The 15,620-nt window shown below is 46.6% G+C and carries 10 protein-coding genes; 4 read left to right on the top strand and 6 right to left on the bottom strand.

What is annotated here, in order from left to right:
* Nucleotides 1–3: 3 nt before the first annotated feature.
* The 5 genes from rfbF to J2Z66_RS34800 form a co-directional block, all read right to left on the bottom strand.
* Nucleotides 4–777, bottom strand: coding sequence for a glucose-1-phosphate cytidylyltransferase (rfbF, locus tag J2Z66_RS34780; protein ID WP_209977382.1), 774 nt, complete (start codon nucleotides 775–777; stop codon nucleotides 4–6).
* The gene (gene rfbH / locus J2Z66_RS34785) at nucleotides 778–2,097 is read right to left on the bottom strand and encodes a lipopolysaccharide biosynthesis protein RfbH (RefSeq protein WP_209977383.1); all 1,320 of its coding nucleotides are present in this window, start codon (nucleotides 2,095–2,097) and stop codon (nucleotides 778–780) included.
* A gap of 3 nt (nucleotides 2,098–2,100) precedes the next feature.
* Nucleotides 2,101–3,894 carry a thiamine pyrophosphate-binding protein gene (locus J2Z66_RS34790; RefSeq protein ID WP_209977384.1) on the bottom strand — a complete coding sequence of 598 codons (1,794 nt, stop codon included), beginning with the start codon at nucleotides 3,892–3,894 and terminating at the stop codon, nucleotides 2,101–2,103.
* A 125-nt stretch (nucleotides 3,895–4,019) separates the two neighbouring features.
* Nucleotides 4,020–5,321, bottom strand: coding sequence for a glycosyltransferase family 2 protein (locus tag J2Z66_RS34795; RefSeq protein WP_209977385.1), 1,302 nt, complete (start codon nucleotides 5,319–5,321; stop codon nucleotides 4,020–4,022).
* A gap of 848 nt (nucleotides 5,322–6,169) precedes the next feature.
* Nucleotides 6,170–7,042: an SDR family oxidoreductase gene (locus J2Z66_RS34800; RefSeq protein WP_209977386.1), complete on the bottom strand. Its 873-nt coding sequence runs from the start codon at nucleotides 7,040–7,042 to the stop codon at nucleotides 6,170–6,172.
* 286 nt (nucleotides 7,043–7,328) lie between these two features.
* Here J2Z66_RS34800 and J2Z66_RS34805 point away from each other — a divergent pair, with 286 nt between their 5' ends.
* The 4 genes from J2Z66_RS34805 (at nucleotide 7,329) to J2Z66_RS34820 (ending at nucleotide 13,429) form a co-directional block, all read left to right on the top strand.
* Nucleotides 7,329–8,450 (top strand): GIY-YIG nuclease family protein, encoded by a 1,122-nt coding sequence (locus J2Z66_RS34805; RefSeq protein ID WP_209977387.1) that lies wholly within the window; start codon nucleotides 7,329–7,331, stop codon nucleotides 8,448–8,450.
* 192 nt (nucleotides 8,451–8,642) lie between these two features.
* The gene (locus J2Z66_RS34810) at nucleotides 8,643–9,908 is read left to right on the top strand and encodes a spinster family MFS transporter (RefSeq protein WP_209977388.1); all 1,266 of its coding nucleotides are present in this window, start codon (nucleotides 8,643–8,645) and stop codon (nucleotides 9,906–9,908) included.
* Nucleotides 9,909–10,245: 337 nt separating this feature from the next.
* A complete protein-coding gene (locus tag J2Z66_RS34815) occupies nucleotides 10,246–11,763 on the top strand; it encodes an S-layer homology domain-containing protein (RefSeq protein WP_245376080.1) in 1,518 nt (505 codons plus the stop codon).
* 178 nt (nucleotides 11,764–11,941) lie between these two features.
* Nucleotides 11,942–13,429, top strand: a complete 1,488-nt coding sequence (locus tag J2Z66_RS34820; RefSeq protein WP_209977390.1) for an S-layer homology domain-containing protein — start codon at nucleotides 11,942–11,944, stop codon at nucleotides 13,427–13,429.
* 281 nt (nucleotides 13,430–13,710) lie between these two features.
* On the opposite strand, the gene J2Z66_RS34825 is transcribed toward J2Z66_RS34820, so the two are convergent.
* On the bottom strand, nucleotides 13,711–14,955 hold the full coding sequence (locus J2Z66_RS34825) for a PucR family transcriptional regulator (RefSeq protein WP_209977391.1): 1,245 nt from the start codon (nucleotides 14,953–14,955) through the stop codon (nucleotides 13,711–13,713).
* Nucleotides 14,956–15,620 lie beyond the last annotated feature (665 nt).

Genomic DNA, 15,620 nt, shown 5'->3' on the forward strand with positions numbered 1-15,620 from the left:
ATATCACCACATCTTCCATGGGGCCGCTCCAGATTTCCAAAGCTGCTCCAAATAGTTCTTATCGCGTAAGGTATCCATTGGATGCCAAAAGTTCGTCGATTTATAACCCATTAGCTGCCCGTCCTGAGCAAGTGACTCTAGCGGTTCCTGTTCCAGAACCGTTTCATCGCCACCCAGGTAATCAAACACTTTGGGACTCATCACAAAAAAACCAGCGTTCACCCAGCCGACTTCTCCTTTTGGCTTCTCTTTAAAGCTGTCCACCTGTCCGTTATCACTCAGGCTAAGTACGCCAAAACGACCGGTAGGCTGAGTCGCGGTAACGGTTGCCAGCTTCCCATGAGATTGGTGATAGCTTACCAGCTCTTTAATATTGATCGCCGAGACGCCATCGCCATAGGTTAACATAAAAGGCTCATCGCCAATATACTTCTGAATTCGCTTAACCCTACCTCCGGTCATCGTATCTTCACCCGTGTTGACGAGGGTTACCAGCCATGGTTCGGCTTCATATTGATGAATCTGGCATCTGCCCTCATCTGCCATATGAATAGAAACATCAGACTCATAGAAGAAATAATTCATGTAATAATCTTTTATCATATTGCCCTTGTACCCCAGACAAATCACAAAATCGTTATATCCGTAGTGGGAGTACAGCTTCATGATGTGCCAAAGCATCGGCCGCCCGCCAATTTCAATCATAGGCTTAGGACGCAGTGCCGATTCTTCGCTAATTCTGGTTCCATACCCCCCTGCAAGTATGACAACTTTCATTTATCTCTTCCTCTCAAATACTTGATAAAAAACTTCAGCCATGTAGTCAAGCATCTCCTCCGACAGCCCAGGATAAATGCCCACCCAAAAGGTGTTGTGCATAATTCGGTCCGTTTGTTCTAATGATCCGGCAATCCGGCAATCCATACCTTCATAAGCTGGTTGGTGAAGCAGATTACCACCAAACAACAGTCGTGTACCTACGCGATGCTGTTCCAGAGCTTGCACCAACTGATTGCGGGAAACAGGTGAGCCGGTCTGAACCGTAATCGGAAAACCAAACCAACTGGGAGTGCTGCCATTTGTAGCTTCGGGTAGTATCAGAACATCAGCAAGCCCGGCAAGTTCTTTTCGCAAATATGCGAAATTGGACTGACGCCGCTCAATAAAGCCGGGCAGCTTCTCTAGCTGTGCGACACCCACAGCAGCTTGCATATCCGTAACCTTCAGGTTGTATCCGATATGCCGGTACGTATATTTATGATCATAGCCTTCGGGCAGGCTCCCCAACTTCCATCCGAATCTTTTGCCGCAGGTATTGTCCTTGCCAGGTGGACACCAGCAATCCCGTCCCCAATCACGGAAAGATTCCACGATGCGTTTCAATAGAGGTGAGGAGGTCAGTACAGCACCGCCTTCTCCCATCGTCAAGTGATGCGCCGGATAGAAGCTGGTGGTGGCGATATCTCCGAATGTACCTACTTTTTGCCCTTTGTAAAGAGCCCCAACTGCATCACAGGTATCCTCGATGAGCCATAGCTTATATTTGTCCGCAACCCGCTTTACCTCATCTAGCGCAAAAGGATTTCCTAACGTATGGGCGAGCATGATAGCTCGTGTACGCGGTGTAACTGCCTGCTCCACAAGGCTGCTGTCCACGTTATACGTAGGAATTTCAGCATCTACAAAGACGGGAACCAGCCTGTTTTGAATGAGTGGATTGACCGTTGTTGGAAAACCCGCCGACACGGTAATCACTTCATCCCCTGGCCGCAGCCTCCGGTCTCCTAGCATAGGAGAAGTTAAGGCAGATACCGCGAGCAGGTTAGCGCTGGAGCCTGAATTAGTCAATAGAGCGTAGCGGCTGCCCATAAAAGCGGCGAATTGTTCCTCGAACTTGTCAGCATATCTTCCTGCTGTCAACCAAAAATCGAGCGAAGCATCCATCAGGGCGACCAGTTCCTCACTGTCAAACACTTTACCCGTTACCGGGATATAGTCTACTCCAGGGCGGAATGGGCGCTGCGGCCACTGCTGCTGCTGGTATTCCCGGGTAAGCTCCAGAATTCGGGAGCGCAGCTCTTCTGCATCGTTAGCCATTTTCTACTCATCCCCTTTCTCGGTCTCGGAGGTTTCCTCGATAACCATTAATTTCTTCAGCTCCTGCTCCTCCAGATGGGGAAACATATCCTCGATAGGCCGATTTACTACCAGTTTCGGCGTCACAACCGTATCCTCTTGCAGCTTGATATGAATCAGCAGCGGACCGCTATGGTCCATAGCGGCTTGAATCTGTCGCTCTGCTTCTTCCCATGTATGGATACTTAACGAAGGAATTCCATAGGCTTCCGCAACCTTGGACAAATCAGGACAACTATATCCCTTGCTGGATGACTGCCTTCTTCCTTGGAAGTACAAATCCTGAAACTGCCTTACCATACCGAGGTTGTTATTGTCCATGACGAACATCTTGATCGGCAGGTTATGATGTCTAATGGTTTCCAGCTCTTGAATATTCACTTGAAACCCGCCATCCCCCGCAATCACAATGATCTCCCGCCCCGAAGCCATAGCCGCACCGATGGCCGCTGGCAGGGCGAAACCCATTGCACCCATTCCACCGGAGTTGAACAGGCGCTGTCCTGCCTTCAGACGAAAAGATTGGCTAGCCCACATTTGGTGCTGCCCAACATCCAGGCAGATCATTTGCTCAGATGTACAGTGCCGGGACAATAATTTCATAAACCGGTTGGGATGAATGGTGGGAGAAGAGTCAGAGGGAGGTGTATCAGGAAAGCGATGACAATATTCATGTAGGATGCTGTACCAGGTGCTGTCGTCTCGTTCTTGAGGCATGGTCTGGAGCAGGTGGTTGTTAAATTGCTGTAAAAAAGACCGCACATCTCCTTGCAGAGCCATATCTACGTGCACCTTGGCATTTAATTCATGGACATCGATGTCGACGTGCACTTTGCGGGATGCTCTCGAGAAGCGCTGCGGACGTGTCCCTGTCTGTCTCGAATCCAAGCGGGAACCCAAAATAAGTAAAAAATCACAATTCGCCAACGCCAGGTTGCTGTACCGGTTCCCGTAGGATCCGATTAACCCCAAAAAAGAGGGGTGTTGGTGAGGAAGAGCATCAATGCCCAGCAAAGATGTGACGACAGGAATCCCTGTGTGATCGATGAACTTAAGGAGCTCGGCTTCCGCTCCAGCAGTCCGGACCCCGCCGCCAACCAATACAAGCGGGCGTTTCGAAGCGGATAACAGAGAAGAGATTTCACTGAACGTTTCTTCATTCCAATTGCATTTAGAGGTCTGAAGGTTCGCGGCGAGATATTCCTCACTTTCATAAAATGACTCGAGCTGGTCAGGTTCAATCTCGGACCGCTGCACATCCATCGGAATATCAAGCAGTACAGGTCCAGGACGTCCCGTCTGTGCTAGATAAACTGCTTTTTCCAGCTGGTAGCGAATATTTGAAGGATCCGTCACTATGACGGCATATTTAGTAATTGGCCTTGCAATGCTCACAATATCCGTTTCTTGAAAGCCGACTTGCCGGAGCGGCCTCTCAAATTTGTATTCGTACGTGTTTACTTGACCCGTGACAAATAAGCACGGAACAGAGTCGAAATAACAGCTTCCGATGCCCGTTAGCATATTGAGCGCACCGGGACCGCTTGTTGCCATAGCTACACCCAGCTTTCGGTTGGTTCGGGCGTAGCCCTCTGCAGCGAATGCCCCTGCCTGCTCATGATGCACGGAGACACATGAAATGTCCGCACGCTTACCGGCTGAATCCAGAAGATGGGCAATCGCTCCGCCCACCATCTCGAAAATATGCGAAACGCCCTGCTTCACAATAAACTCAATGACATAGTCGGATAGCTTCAACTCGAATCACCCTAACCTATCTTTTTCATCCTTAGTCATCACTTGCCGTACAAGTCAAGCCTACAGATGGCAGTTTTCCAGTACAAGGACTTGCTCGTCCGCCCATACAGAGATAAGAAAACCTCTTAAAAAAGCTCCCGCGTAGGAAGGAAATGTTGTCCTTCAACTAAACCCATGCGCTGCAGTTGGTATCTTGTGGATGCCATGCTGTTCATATCAGCCAAAATAAGGAATGAATCCTTGGTAGGTATGAACGATCCATCGGCAAAAACAATTTTTTCTGCGTTTTTTTGCTCAGGCTGCAGTGCTTTGACCTCCATGACCTCGGAAATCAAATCTTTTAGTTCAGGTAGGGCCTCGCGTACATAGTGGCAATCAGCCGTATCGCCATACACGACAATCTTCTTATTGAGGGGCTTCAGCTTTTTGGTCAAACTATATAATTGGTAGTTAAAAGCAAAGCCATATAAGAACGTATGGGAATAGGGCTTGCTAAACGTTTGATTCACCATAAATTCATAAATCGTGCTTGGCTTACTCCGGTCCACCAAAAGCTCTAGTAGATGGGACAAAAGTTTTTGACGGTCTTCTCCTTGGAAATACGTTAAATGAGGATCCAGCTTTAAGAGATCCAACACACCCAGAACCAGATTGGGGTAAGCTTCCTGCCAAAGCCCCTGCAGCAGCCGGCTGATGATGGACATGTGTAAATAGTTACTTAAGACAGCTTTCATTTCCATAGTCAGCTCCGAATAAAAAGGCAGACTAGGTAACGCCTTGAAGCGCATTGCTTCCCACCCGTTCAATCGATTCGCTATCAGGGTCTCATTACCATCATGAATCAAATGTTCGATAAGAGGTTCAGCAATGGAGTAGCAATCATAATAATAAACAGCTTTCATTACAAAATCGCAGTCACATACATGGGAATCAATAAGCAAGCCAGTGTAAGGCAGAATCTCCCGTTTAAAGAGCCAGTCGCTGGGCAAGCCGAAGTTGTGTACGGTCATGCTTTCTCTTAGAGCAGCAAACCCTTTGGTTCGTTTATGGTCAAAAGGTACCGTGAGTATTTTTCCCATACTGGGGTATGCTGCTCCACATGTAAGTAGTCCAGCTTCCGGATAGAGGATGGCAGCCTCGTACAATTTCTCCAGAGCCCGGTTCGTAGTGAACCGGTCATCAGAGTGCAGAAACTTGATGTATGTCCCTTTAGCTTCGAGCAAACAGCGGTTATGGTTTCTGGCTGCCCCAATATTTCGTTCGTTTTGATAAAAATGAATACGCTCATCTTTGAATGAGGCTACTATTTCAGCCGTATCATCGGTAGAGTGATTATCAACGATAATGATTTCGAAATCTTGAAAGGTCTGGTTCAAAATAGAAGGAATAACTTCTTTTAAATGTGCTGCCCGTTGAAACGTAGGCATACAAATGGACATAAATGGGGCGTGGATAAGCTGCCACCTCCTGACTTCTATAACCTACGACATATATCCCATTACCCTGTATCCCATATTACGCTTGATGGAATTCTTAAGTGACAAATATAATGAAATCGACCAATAGGATTAAGAAAAAGGTCATTGCGGCGTCCTTTGAGGAGCGTGTTCGTAATGTTAGGGAATGGCTGTGGGCTCCAGCCGCTGTTAAAGATTTGTTCCCTTGAATGGAAAAGGATGAGGAGGTTGGAACAAATCTTTAAAGGCGGACGCTACCGCTCTTCCACCCACAGCCATTCCCTCCTCCAGCTTCAATCACACGAACACCATGCTCAAATGGACCGCCAGCAAGGTATTTTCTCTTGGTTGGAAGAGATTTCCCGCGTTCAAAGGCGCTGGGGAAGAAGAGCGCGTGCAGCCGCGAAGGATCTGCTACTTTAACGATGTTTTTCATCACTAAAAGCACGAGGCCGGGTCCTCAATCTTAGTTTAACAATGAAAAACATCGTTAAAATCTCTTTTTACCAGGCAGAGAGGCCATTCATCCTCTTTTAATGATGAAAATCATCATTAACGTGAGGGATTGACCTGGAATCCTTACTTTAACGATGAAAAACATCGTCAAGTCAAGTACAAGTACAAGCACAAGTACAAGCACAAGCACAAGAACAAGAACAAGCACGCACACAGTTCGGGGGAGGCTGGATGCTGGGTAAATGGACAGCTAGCAGACGTCTGGTTCTTGTACGAAGGGGTGAGTGATTACCAAGGAAATTTCAAACAAAAAAAGCTGCCCGATAAGGACAGCTCTTAGCTTGGTTCCGGATATTCGGAGGTTAACCGTTGACGACTTCTCCACCATTTACATGCAGCACCTGTCCGGCCATATACGAGGAATCGTCGGAGGCCAGGAATACATAGGAAGGTCCTAATTCTTCGGGCTGGCCGGGCCGTTTCATCGGTGCGCTGGACCCGTGCTCGGAGGTTCGTTTCTCGTCGAATGTGGACGGAATGAGCGGGGTCCAGATCGGACCCGGGGCTACCGCGTTAACCCGGATTCCTTTTTCAATCAAATTCTGTGAAAGCGATCTTGTGAAGGAAACGATAGCCCCCTTCGTGGACGAGTAGTCGAGCAGCTGTGGACTGCCCTTATAGGCTGTCACTGAGGTTGTATTGATGATGGCGGAGCCTTCCTTCAGATGCGGTATGGCCGCTTTCGTCAAATAGAACATGGAGAAGATGTTCGTGCGGAATGTTTTCTCCAGCTGCTGCTGCGTGATATCCTCGATCTTGGCTTGCGGATGCTGCTCGGCAGCATTGTTGACGAGAATATCCAAGCGTCCAAACTTGTCCACTGTCTGCTTGACGGCTTCGGCACAAAATGCCTCTTCACCAATATCACCAGCAATCAGCAGGCATTGCCCGCCTTCGTTTTCAATAAGCCGCTTTGTTTCTTCGGCGTCACTATGCTCATCAAGATAAATGATCGCTAAATTGGCTCCTTCAGCTGCATAACACACGGCTGCGGCACGCCCGATTCCGCTATCTCCTCCAGTAATAATGGCTGTCTTGCCTTGCAGCTTGCCGCTGCCTTTATATTTAGGGTCAACGGCGATGGGCTTGGGTGTCATTTCGCTTTCGATGCCAGGTTGACGGTCTTGATGCTGGGGAGGAACCATTTGTTTTTCGTTCTGTGTAGTAGAAGTCATAATGAAATCTCCTTTCATAAGTGGTTTGAGACTTACTGCTATTAGTATACCCTTTAAAGAAAACCACGAAACGATGTGCTTGGATATAATATCCGCTAGAAAGGTTTTAAGCCAGTATAAGCGCAGAAATTTTCACTCTTTTGTTGTCTATTTATTTTCCTATCATTTGTCTTGAAATAATAGAGTTTGAAATGTAAAATGACTACAAGAACGTGCATTCGCCCAAGAGTATCTAGAAAACTACTTTACTTGAAAACTATTATTGAACAGAGGGAGTATCGTTCAAATGTCTTTCTTGTTCCAAGCCAATGAATACCCTACCAGTCCGGGTTGTTATATCATGAAAAATGCAGAGGGGCGCATTCTTTATGTAGGCAAATCCAAGCATTTACGGAATCGCCTACGCTCCTATTTTCAACAGCAATCTGCTCATAAAAGGATTCGGCAGCTGGTTAGTCTCGTTGCCTTGATTGAAGTGGTGTTAGTTAATAATGAGGCGGAAAGTCTGCTGCTGGAAAATAATCTGATTAAAATTCACAAGCCGCCCTTCAATAGGGCCTTGGTTAAAGAGAATAGCGGGTATGCGTATTTACAGCTTACTGCTGAGCGGTTTCCCCGGTTAGATGTGTATTACCGCAAGCGTCACCGTGCAGGCGCAAGCTTAATTGATAAACCAACAAGCCTTAAGCCAGATGTGAGGGAAGAGGCTGCAGCCGTGCAGCGGCTCGGTCCATTCCAGAGCAGAAGGTTTCGCGATGCCCTGCTTGAATTTGTAACTGATCATTTCGGGCTTCGTACTTGTACCTCCATGCCCAAGCGGGTGTGCTTGCTGTACCACATTGGTAAATGCAGCGGGATATGCGAAGGGATGATTACTGAAGCTGAATACCTGAGTAGAGTGAAGCAGGCGGCACAATTGCTGAGCAATCGTGGTGAGAAGCTGATTGAAGCCATGGTTGCCAAGATGGAAGCTTATGCGGAGAGGCTCGAATTCGAAAAGGCAGACAATATACTGCAGCATATCCGCAATCTGGAGAAGGTGCCGGACAAGCAGATCGTGGATCGGGAAGCCGTTATTGACCAGGATGTGCTGTATTTTGGAGAAGGCAGGGTGATGGTGGCGAAAGTCCGGGAGGGGATGCTGCTCGATTTTCAGATGATTGAGCTTGAACAGGAGCATGAGCATGGAGAATTGGCCTGTGACCGATTTCTTGTTTCGCGATATGTTCACGAGCGGCCTGATGAGCTTATTCTTAATAAGATAGCAGATTCCCGCAAGGTAAACGCCTTACTACGTCTTAGGGGAAGCAAGCCGCTGAAAATTACACAGCCCAAACGGGGACTGAAATATGAGCTGCTAAAGCTTTGCCAGAATAATTATGAGTATCGGATAAGCCAGGGGCTTTAGAAAATAAAAAGTAAACTTGCCTATATTATAATACATAAAATTTCACTGATCCCTTAATTTGGATCCCTAGCTGGAAAGGCTTGGGTTCTTTTTTTTCATCTGCTTGCATGGAGGAATGTGTGGTAAAATGAAATCAAAAATTTCCTTGTTTCGAATACCAAAACTCCAACCAACCCGAGGAGAGACAAGTGGATGAATCCGAAGCGCATTTTTGTTTTATTTTTAATGTTAAATATTGTAAATTATTTGGACCGGAACGTAACGTCTGGAGTTTTGCCGCTGTTGAAGGCAGATTTTCAAGTCAATGATGCGATGATCGGACTGCTTGGGACTGCTTTTATGATCACTTATTCGATCGCAGCCATTCCTTTTGGCATATGGTCTGACCGTTGGAATCCTTACAAGGTTGCTGCTATTGGTACATTAATTTGGAGTCTGGCTACCATTTGCTCTGCGTTTGCCTGGTCCTTCTCCTCGCTCTATTTGTTTCGCGCATTGGTGGGAATAGGAGAAGCGGCATTTGTGACAACGGGCAGTACGATTCTATCCAATTTATTCCCGCAAAACAAAAGAGCCCGCATTCTGGGCTTGTTCAATCTTGGCCTGCCGATCGGCAGTGCGCTTGGCGTCACCTTAGGAGGGGCGATCGGCGGACAGCTTGGCTGGCAATGGGCGTTCCTTATTGTAGGGCTGCCAGGGTTAGTATTGGCTTATTTCACATGGAAGCTTCCTCAACAAGGCGTTCGTCAAGCAGTGCGCACAAAAACTACAGATGTAACATCAGAAGAAACTAAAGAATTAGCTACAGAAGTAACTGTAGGAGCAGCAGTAAAGCAGACATTTAATAAAAAAGATATTTTCGAGCTGTTTTCGAATGCACCGTTTATGCTTGCTGCTCTGGGATATGCCGGAATTTCCTTTGCGTTTGGAGCCATTGCTTATTTTGGGACGAGTCTGTTTCATCGGGAGTTCGGCTATTCAGTAGAGTTTTCCGGCACACTTGCTGGCGTGATGATCGTAGCTGCTGGCCTGCTAGGTGCGCCCCTCGGAGGAATCTTGGCAGATATGTGGATGAAACGAAGCCCGCGCGGCAGGATTTATACGGTATCGATTGCTATGCTGCTATCAGCCCTATTTTTGGCAATCGGACTTTCGACGCTGAATCTCTTTATGCTTTATGTGTCTATCTTTTTCATGATGTGGCATGTCGGGATCGCTTCATCGATTATTTTTGATGTATCCAGCAGGCATATCTGGAATACGGCCCAGGCGCTGGCTCTGTTTATTATGCATGTGTTAGGTGATGTTTTCAGTACGGCCATCATTGGTTATATCTCCGATAGAACGGGGCTGCTGCAAGCGATTAAGCTGTTATCGATACCGATGCTGTTTGCCGCTGTTATGTTTTTTGCTATCATCTTTTTTGTACCGTCCCGTAAAAATGATCAACCCGCATAATTTCTTTCCACAAAAAGTGAAATCGATTAATAATTAGTTATTTGTTACACAAATGTAATATTACTGACTGCATTCCTTAATATATATGGAGTAATATAATAGGCATGACCCCCTTTTTAATATATAAACACTTGGAATCCTCGCCTCGGTGGCTTGGGTTCATTTTTTTTGGCTTTTTTTCATCTGGATCATCCACTATACTACTTTACCTCTACCTTAATACTACCTTCGAACAATATCCTTCAAATTGAAGGGATGATACTATGAGGATGTTAAGCGGTGCGAATTCCGCGGCGCCTGATTTAAGATAAATCTTATGGGGGGATTGGGCTTGAATATGATTCGTAAGATAGCGGGTTTCACTGCATTATGCTTGTTCATTTTCGCGTTACTGCCAATATCTCATGCTCATGCTGCAGTTAAACTCGGTAACATTTCACTCGATTTCGGACCCCAAGCCTACAATGTTGCAGGAGAAAAGATCAAGATAAGAATTATGGATGACAGAGCGATAGGCACTTCGCTTGAGTATTTACGAATATTGTTTTCTAGTGATAACGGTAAAAATTGGAGTAATGTGCTTGATTTCCATCAGGAAGGATACGATGGCGAATACGAGACCGCAACGTTCCGTCTTCCAATTGATCCTGCAGTTACGAGAATTAGGCTGCGTGTAAGTGCCAAGTATTCTCCCCTGCTCGGTAGTGACAGTTTTCCAACTACCGATATTTATACGTACGAAATGATGCAGCCCGGATCGGCTAGCAATTTCGTCGCTAAAGCTAATCAAGATGGATCTGTTGCGTTGAGCTGGAACGATAATTCCAACATGGAGTCGTACTACCAGATCAACCGCGGCGGAGGCAAGGATGGGGAGAAAACCTTTATCGTGAAGGACACGATGAATCATATTGGGCCGCTCTCCTTTGTGGATAAAGAAACGAGCACTGACGAAGATACCTTTTATCTCTATACGATAATCCCGGTCATCGATCAATTCGTGATGGATAACGAAGTAAAGCCTAGCGTGCAATTCGCGAGCGTGATCAGCAAGCCGCAGAATGGCATTCTGAAATTTAAAGAAAAGTTTGGAAAGTTGGAAATGTCCGCCATAATAAGCAAAGTTATAACAATGCTTCCTAAGGATTACGCCAAAGTTGATGAAGATGCCATTGTGCAAAAGCTGCCGGATTTTCTCGATCCAGAGGAGATCAAATGGCCCGATTTACCGACCCCGGGAGGTGGTGGCAGCGGCAGTTCAACGGGGGGGGGAGCAAGTACGGGAGGGTCACCAGTGGACGATGCCGTATTGGAAGAGCTTGTGAAGGGCTCAAGCGATTGGGCCAAGGGAGAGCTGAAGCAAGCGATTCAACTGCTGCTGACGACAGCTGCGGTTATCGGTAACTACCAGCAGCCGATTACGCGGGAGCACTTTGCCGGGATCGCCGTGAAGCTGTATGAAACGTTAAGCGGGAAAAAAGCGGAGGCCGTATCCACGAATCCATTTACGGATACGACAAGTGAAGATGTGCTTAAGGCCAATAATGCGGGCATTGTATTTGGTGTTGCGGCGGACAAATTCGCACCGGACGCTACGATCAGCAGGCAAGAAATATGCGTCATGCTCCAGCGTGCGGTGCAAGCGGCAAAGCCTGCACTCGCGATGGATACGAGCCACAAGTCTACCTTCGCCGATGAGAACTCCATCGCGCCATGGGCGATAGACGCGGTACGCTTCGCTTCGAATTTGTCAATAATGAGTGGCATTGGCGATAACCGTATGGATCCGCTCGGCAAAACGACGAGGGAACAAGCGATTGTACTTGTGAAACGGGCTTTTGAAGCGTTAAAATAGGTAATTTCGATTCTCAAAGCCGTAAGGAATTCGCCGCGCAGGTAATAAGACAAACAAACATGTGGAGGAATTGAGCGTGACTATGTCCCGTAAAGTAGTAGTAGGTTTCATGGCTTTATGCTTGTTCATTGTTGCGTTCCTACCAATGTCCCGAGCGCATGCTAAAGTTAGTATTACTATGTCATATCAATGGGATCTCTTCTATGTCGGAGGAGAAGAGATCCGAATTAACTTCTTTGATGACAGAGGGATGGGTACCACACTTGAGGATGTAAGTTATTCGTATACGACAGATTGGGTGAATTGGCAGCCTGTCCCCGATTTTCACTGGGTAGATGATAATGGTTTTATTAGAGGCACCTTCCGTTTTCCTATTGATCCGGCAGTAACGTTTGTCAAGATTCGAGTAAGTGCCCATTATTCTCCTGTAATCGGTAGTGATAGTTTTCCGACAATCGAGTTGGCTCCAATCAGAGTCTGGCAGCCCGGCTCGGCTAGTCATTTCGTCGCCACGGCGAATACAGATGGATCGGTAAAGCTGAGTTGGAACGACAATTCCAATCTGGAGTCGTACTACCAGATCAATCGTGGTGGAGGCAAGGACGGCGAGAAAACCTTTATCGTGAAGGACACGAGTGATCATCTCGGACCGCTTTCCTTTGTGGACAAAGAAACGAGCACGGGTGAAGCTACCTTTTACCTTTATACGATAATCCCGGTGATTGATAAAGTCGTAATTGATAAAGAAGTCAGGCCAAGTGTTCAATTCGCGAGCGTGACCAATAAGCCGCCTAGTGGGATTCAGAAATTTAGAGATAAGATAGATATGTCAACCATAGTCAGTAAAGTTGTAACACTTCTACCCAAGAATATGGTCAAAGTTGATAAGGACGCTATCGTGCAAAAGTTGCCGGATCTTTTCGATGCGGAGACGATCAAATCGATTGATTTAACGAACCTCGGAGAGGGTGTTAATGGAAGCTCGACCAATTCTGGCACCACAGGAAACAGTTCCAATGGTACGTCCAGTGGCACGTCCAATGGCATTTCTAATGGTGTTTCAGGTGGCAAGACTGGCGAAAGTATGACTTCTAGCGGAGGGAATCAAGATAATGCGGTGCTGGAGGAGCTAGTAAAGGGCTCAAGCGAATGGGCCAAGCCAGTGCTGAAGCAGGCGATTAAGCAGCAACTGACAACTAACTCAGTAATCGGCAACTATCAGCAGCCTATTACTCGCGAGCATTTTGCCGGAATAGCAGTGAAGCTGTACGAATCGTTAAGCGGGAACAAAGCGGAGGCCGTGTCCCCAAATCCGTTTACAGACACTACAAGCGAAGATGTGCTGAAAGCGAGCAAAGCCGGTATTGTATCCGGTATTGCGGCAGACAAATTCGCTCCGGAAGCTACGATCACCAGACAAGAATTAACCGTCATGATCCTTCAGGCGGTCAAGGCTGCGAAGCCAGATCTTCTACTAGATTCAGGCGTGACGCCTGCATTTGAAGACGAGGCTGCAATAGCTCCCTGGGCATTTGACGCAGTAAAGTTTGCTTATTCTCGTCAAATCATGCTGGGTGTCGGCGGGGGCCGCATCGACCCGCTCGGTAATACGACACGGGAGCAGGCAATCGTGCTCGTGAAACGCGCCTTTGAAGCATTAAAGTAGTAGTAGTAACAGAATGAGACTAGTGTAAATGGCTCCGCCGCGCTAGAGTTATTGCTGAAACACCGAGCCCCCTCCGAACCTTCACCTCTGTGGCTTGGGTTCATTTTTTTATATTAAAAAACCCTTGCGTGGCAAGGATTTTTGGGTGTTTTATTCAGTGAAGAAGGCGGTTCAGAAGCCAAACGATCAACGATCCGAACCATCAAATCCATCAAATCCATCAAATCACTAGGAGCATTCGAATGTTCCCTTAGGTATTGTAGGTACTGTAATGGTACTGTTTATTGGATAATAAGCATTTTTAAGTCAAGGTAGAGGGTTACTTTCTGATCCATATCTGTTAAATCGATGTCGCCTATTTCCGTAATTCGTTTCAGCCGGTACATCAGCGTATTGGTATGCACATGCAGGGCATCGGCAGCAGCCTTCATGTTGCAGTCGCTTACTAAATATTGTTTCAAGGTTTGCAGCAGGTTGCTTTGATGCTCATGATCGTATTGTTTAATGCGCAGCAGATTCTCATTCTCGTAGTTTGAAGCCTGCTTTTGCTCCAGCATTAATGGCAGTAAGCGGTAAAAGCCAAGCTTCTGGTAGTGATGGACATCGGACAGCTCACTTGGAAAATAAGATTTCACTTGCAGTACAGTTTGAGCTTCTTTATAGCTCTTCTCAACTTCCGTATAATCTTTATATAGAGAGCCGCAGCTGCTTGCAACAAAGGTAGTCCCGAATCGTTCCTTCAACTGCGCGGCACAAATGTCGATGGCTTCGCTGGAATTTTTTAAAGAAGCATGTATGTGGTCTGCAGGAGGAGAGCAAAGCATCGTATACCGGTTGCGATCCGTAACATGGAGGATGGTTCGAATAAGCCGTCCTGCAGAGGCGGATAACAGGTATTGCAGCTGCTGCTGCAGCTTTTTATCGATGTCTGAGGCAAATTCAAAGATAAACACCTGAAAGACAGGAGGCAGCTTGAGGCCCAGCTTGGTGGCCTTATTTTTGGCGGCTGTGTCCGAATCCACATGACCTGTTAAGAGCTGCCAGAACAAGTCTTGGTATTCCTCTTCTTCCTTGCGCTTCTGCATATGCGGCTGTAGCAGCTTTGTTTTGGCTGCCACAGCGGCCTTCTTTAGCTGGTGAAATAAGAAATCCGAGCTTATCTCCTGCTCTTCTTCCATGACCCAGATGTAACCGATAACATCATTCTGGTGCTTGATCGAAATGGCAACGCGATTTCCTAGCCCGATGCTGCTAATCGCCTCTACCCGTACGGGGTTGTCACTCTCAATAAGCTTCGTAATTGCGCCGCTTTGCCATAGGCCGCTAGTCACATGTTCAGGAACACGACGCCCGACAATCGTAGCAATTCTCGCCGGATCTGTCTTGGGCTCATGGCTGCTGTAAGCAAGCAGGCGGTAGTGGGCATCTTCTATCGTTATCGGCGAGCGGATGACCTCGCTAATTGTATCGGCAAGCGCCTGCAGACTGTCAAAACTTCGGTCAAACGGATCTTGTTCAAGCTTCACTTTCCATTACTCCTCGGCGGTTACATGTGAATTCTGAGCTCTTAGTGAGCATTTAAAGAAAGCGCCATGTAAGCATACATTTTAGCTGTGTATTTCTTTTCCTCAATTTTATCACGGAAGGATTCCCTTTTGCACTAGAAACTTATGCTTTCTCTGAATTAGGCTTGCTGCATTTGGATAACGATGTTTTTCATCGCTAAAGTAAGGATCTACAGGTATAACAATACTTTAATGATGAAAAACATCATTAAAGTGGCATGCAGGGCGCTATAAGTCTGAAAATGAGACTTTTAGCGATGGTTTTCATCGTTAAAGCAAGTAGGCGCAGGCGATCCGGTGCTTTTAGCGATGAAAAACATCGTTAAAACAGCAGCAGCAGGGGAGAGTGCGGCCTAATAGGGTCTGCTCGTAGCCGGCTCACCCTCTATGCATCCACGTTTGACACGCACCACAAAGGATCCCCCAAGGTGTTCTTAAGGCATTTTTGTAAATTAAATTAATGATTAAGAAAACTCTTGTTCGAACCCGCTGTCCGTTATATAATAAAATTCAAGTTCGTGGACGATCAAGTAGCTAGTTTATATGAATATAACTTAATGATTAAGTAAAAAGAACGTAACAATATTTAAAGTGTATAAAGTTAGTTTGTGCCTCTAATTGGACGG

Source organism: Paenibacillus eucommiae, from assembly GCF_017874215.1.
Taxonomy (GTDB): domain Bacteria; phylum Bacillota; class Bacilli; order Paenibacillales; family NBRC-103111; genus Paenibacillus_AI; species Paenibacillus_AI eucommiae.

Bases quoted from the DNA above. Each gene is read 5' to 3' on its own strand.
- rfbF (WP_209977382.1), bottom strand. From the start codon at position 777: ATGAAAGTTGTCATACTTGCAGGGGGGTATGGAACCAGAATTAGCGAA.
- rfbH (WP_209977383.1), bottom strand. From the start codon at position 2,097: ATGGCTAACGATGCAGAAGAGCTGCGCTCCCGAATTCTGGAGCTTACC.
- J2Z66_RS34795 (WP_209977385.1), bottom strand. From the start codon at position 5,321: ATGCCTACGTTTCAACGGGCAGCACATTTAAAAGAAGTTATTCCTTCT.
- J2Z66_RS34800 (WP_209977386.1), bottom strand. From the start codon at position 7,042: ATGACTTCTACTACACAGAACGAAAAACAAATGGTTCCTCCCCAGCAT.
- J2Z66_RS34805 (WP_209977387.1), top strand. From the start codon at position 7,329: ATGTCTTTCTTGTTCCAAGCCAATGAATACCCTACCAGTCCGGGTTGT.
- J2Z66_RS34810 (WP_209977388.1), top strand. From the start codon at position 8,643: ATGAATCCGAAGCGCATTTTTGTTTTATTTTTAATGTTAAATATTGTA.
- J2Z66_RS34815 (WP_245376080.1), top strand. From the start codon at position 10,246: ATGATTCGTAAGATAGCGGGTTTCACTGCATTATGCTTGTTCATTTTC.
- J2Z66_RS34820 (WP_209977390.1), top strand. From the start codon at position 11,942: ATGTCATATCAATGGGATCTCTTCTATGTCGGAGGAGAAGAGATCCGA.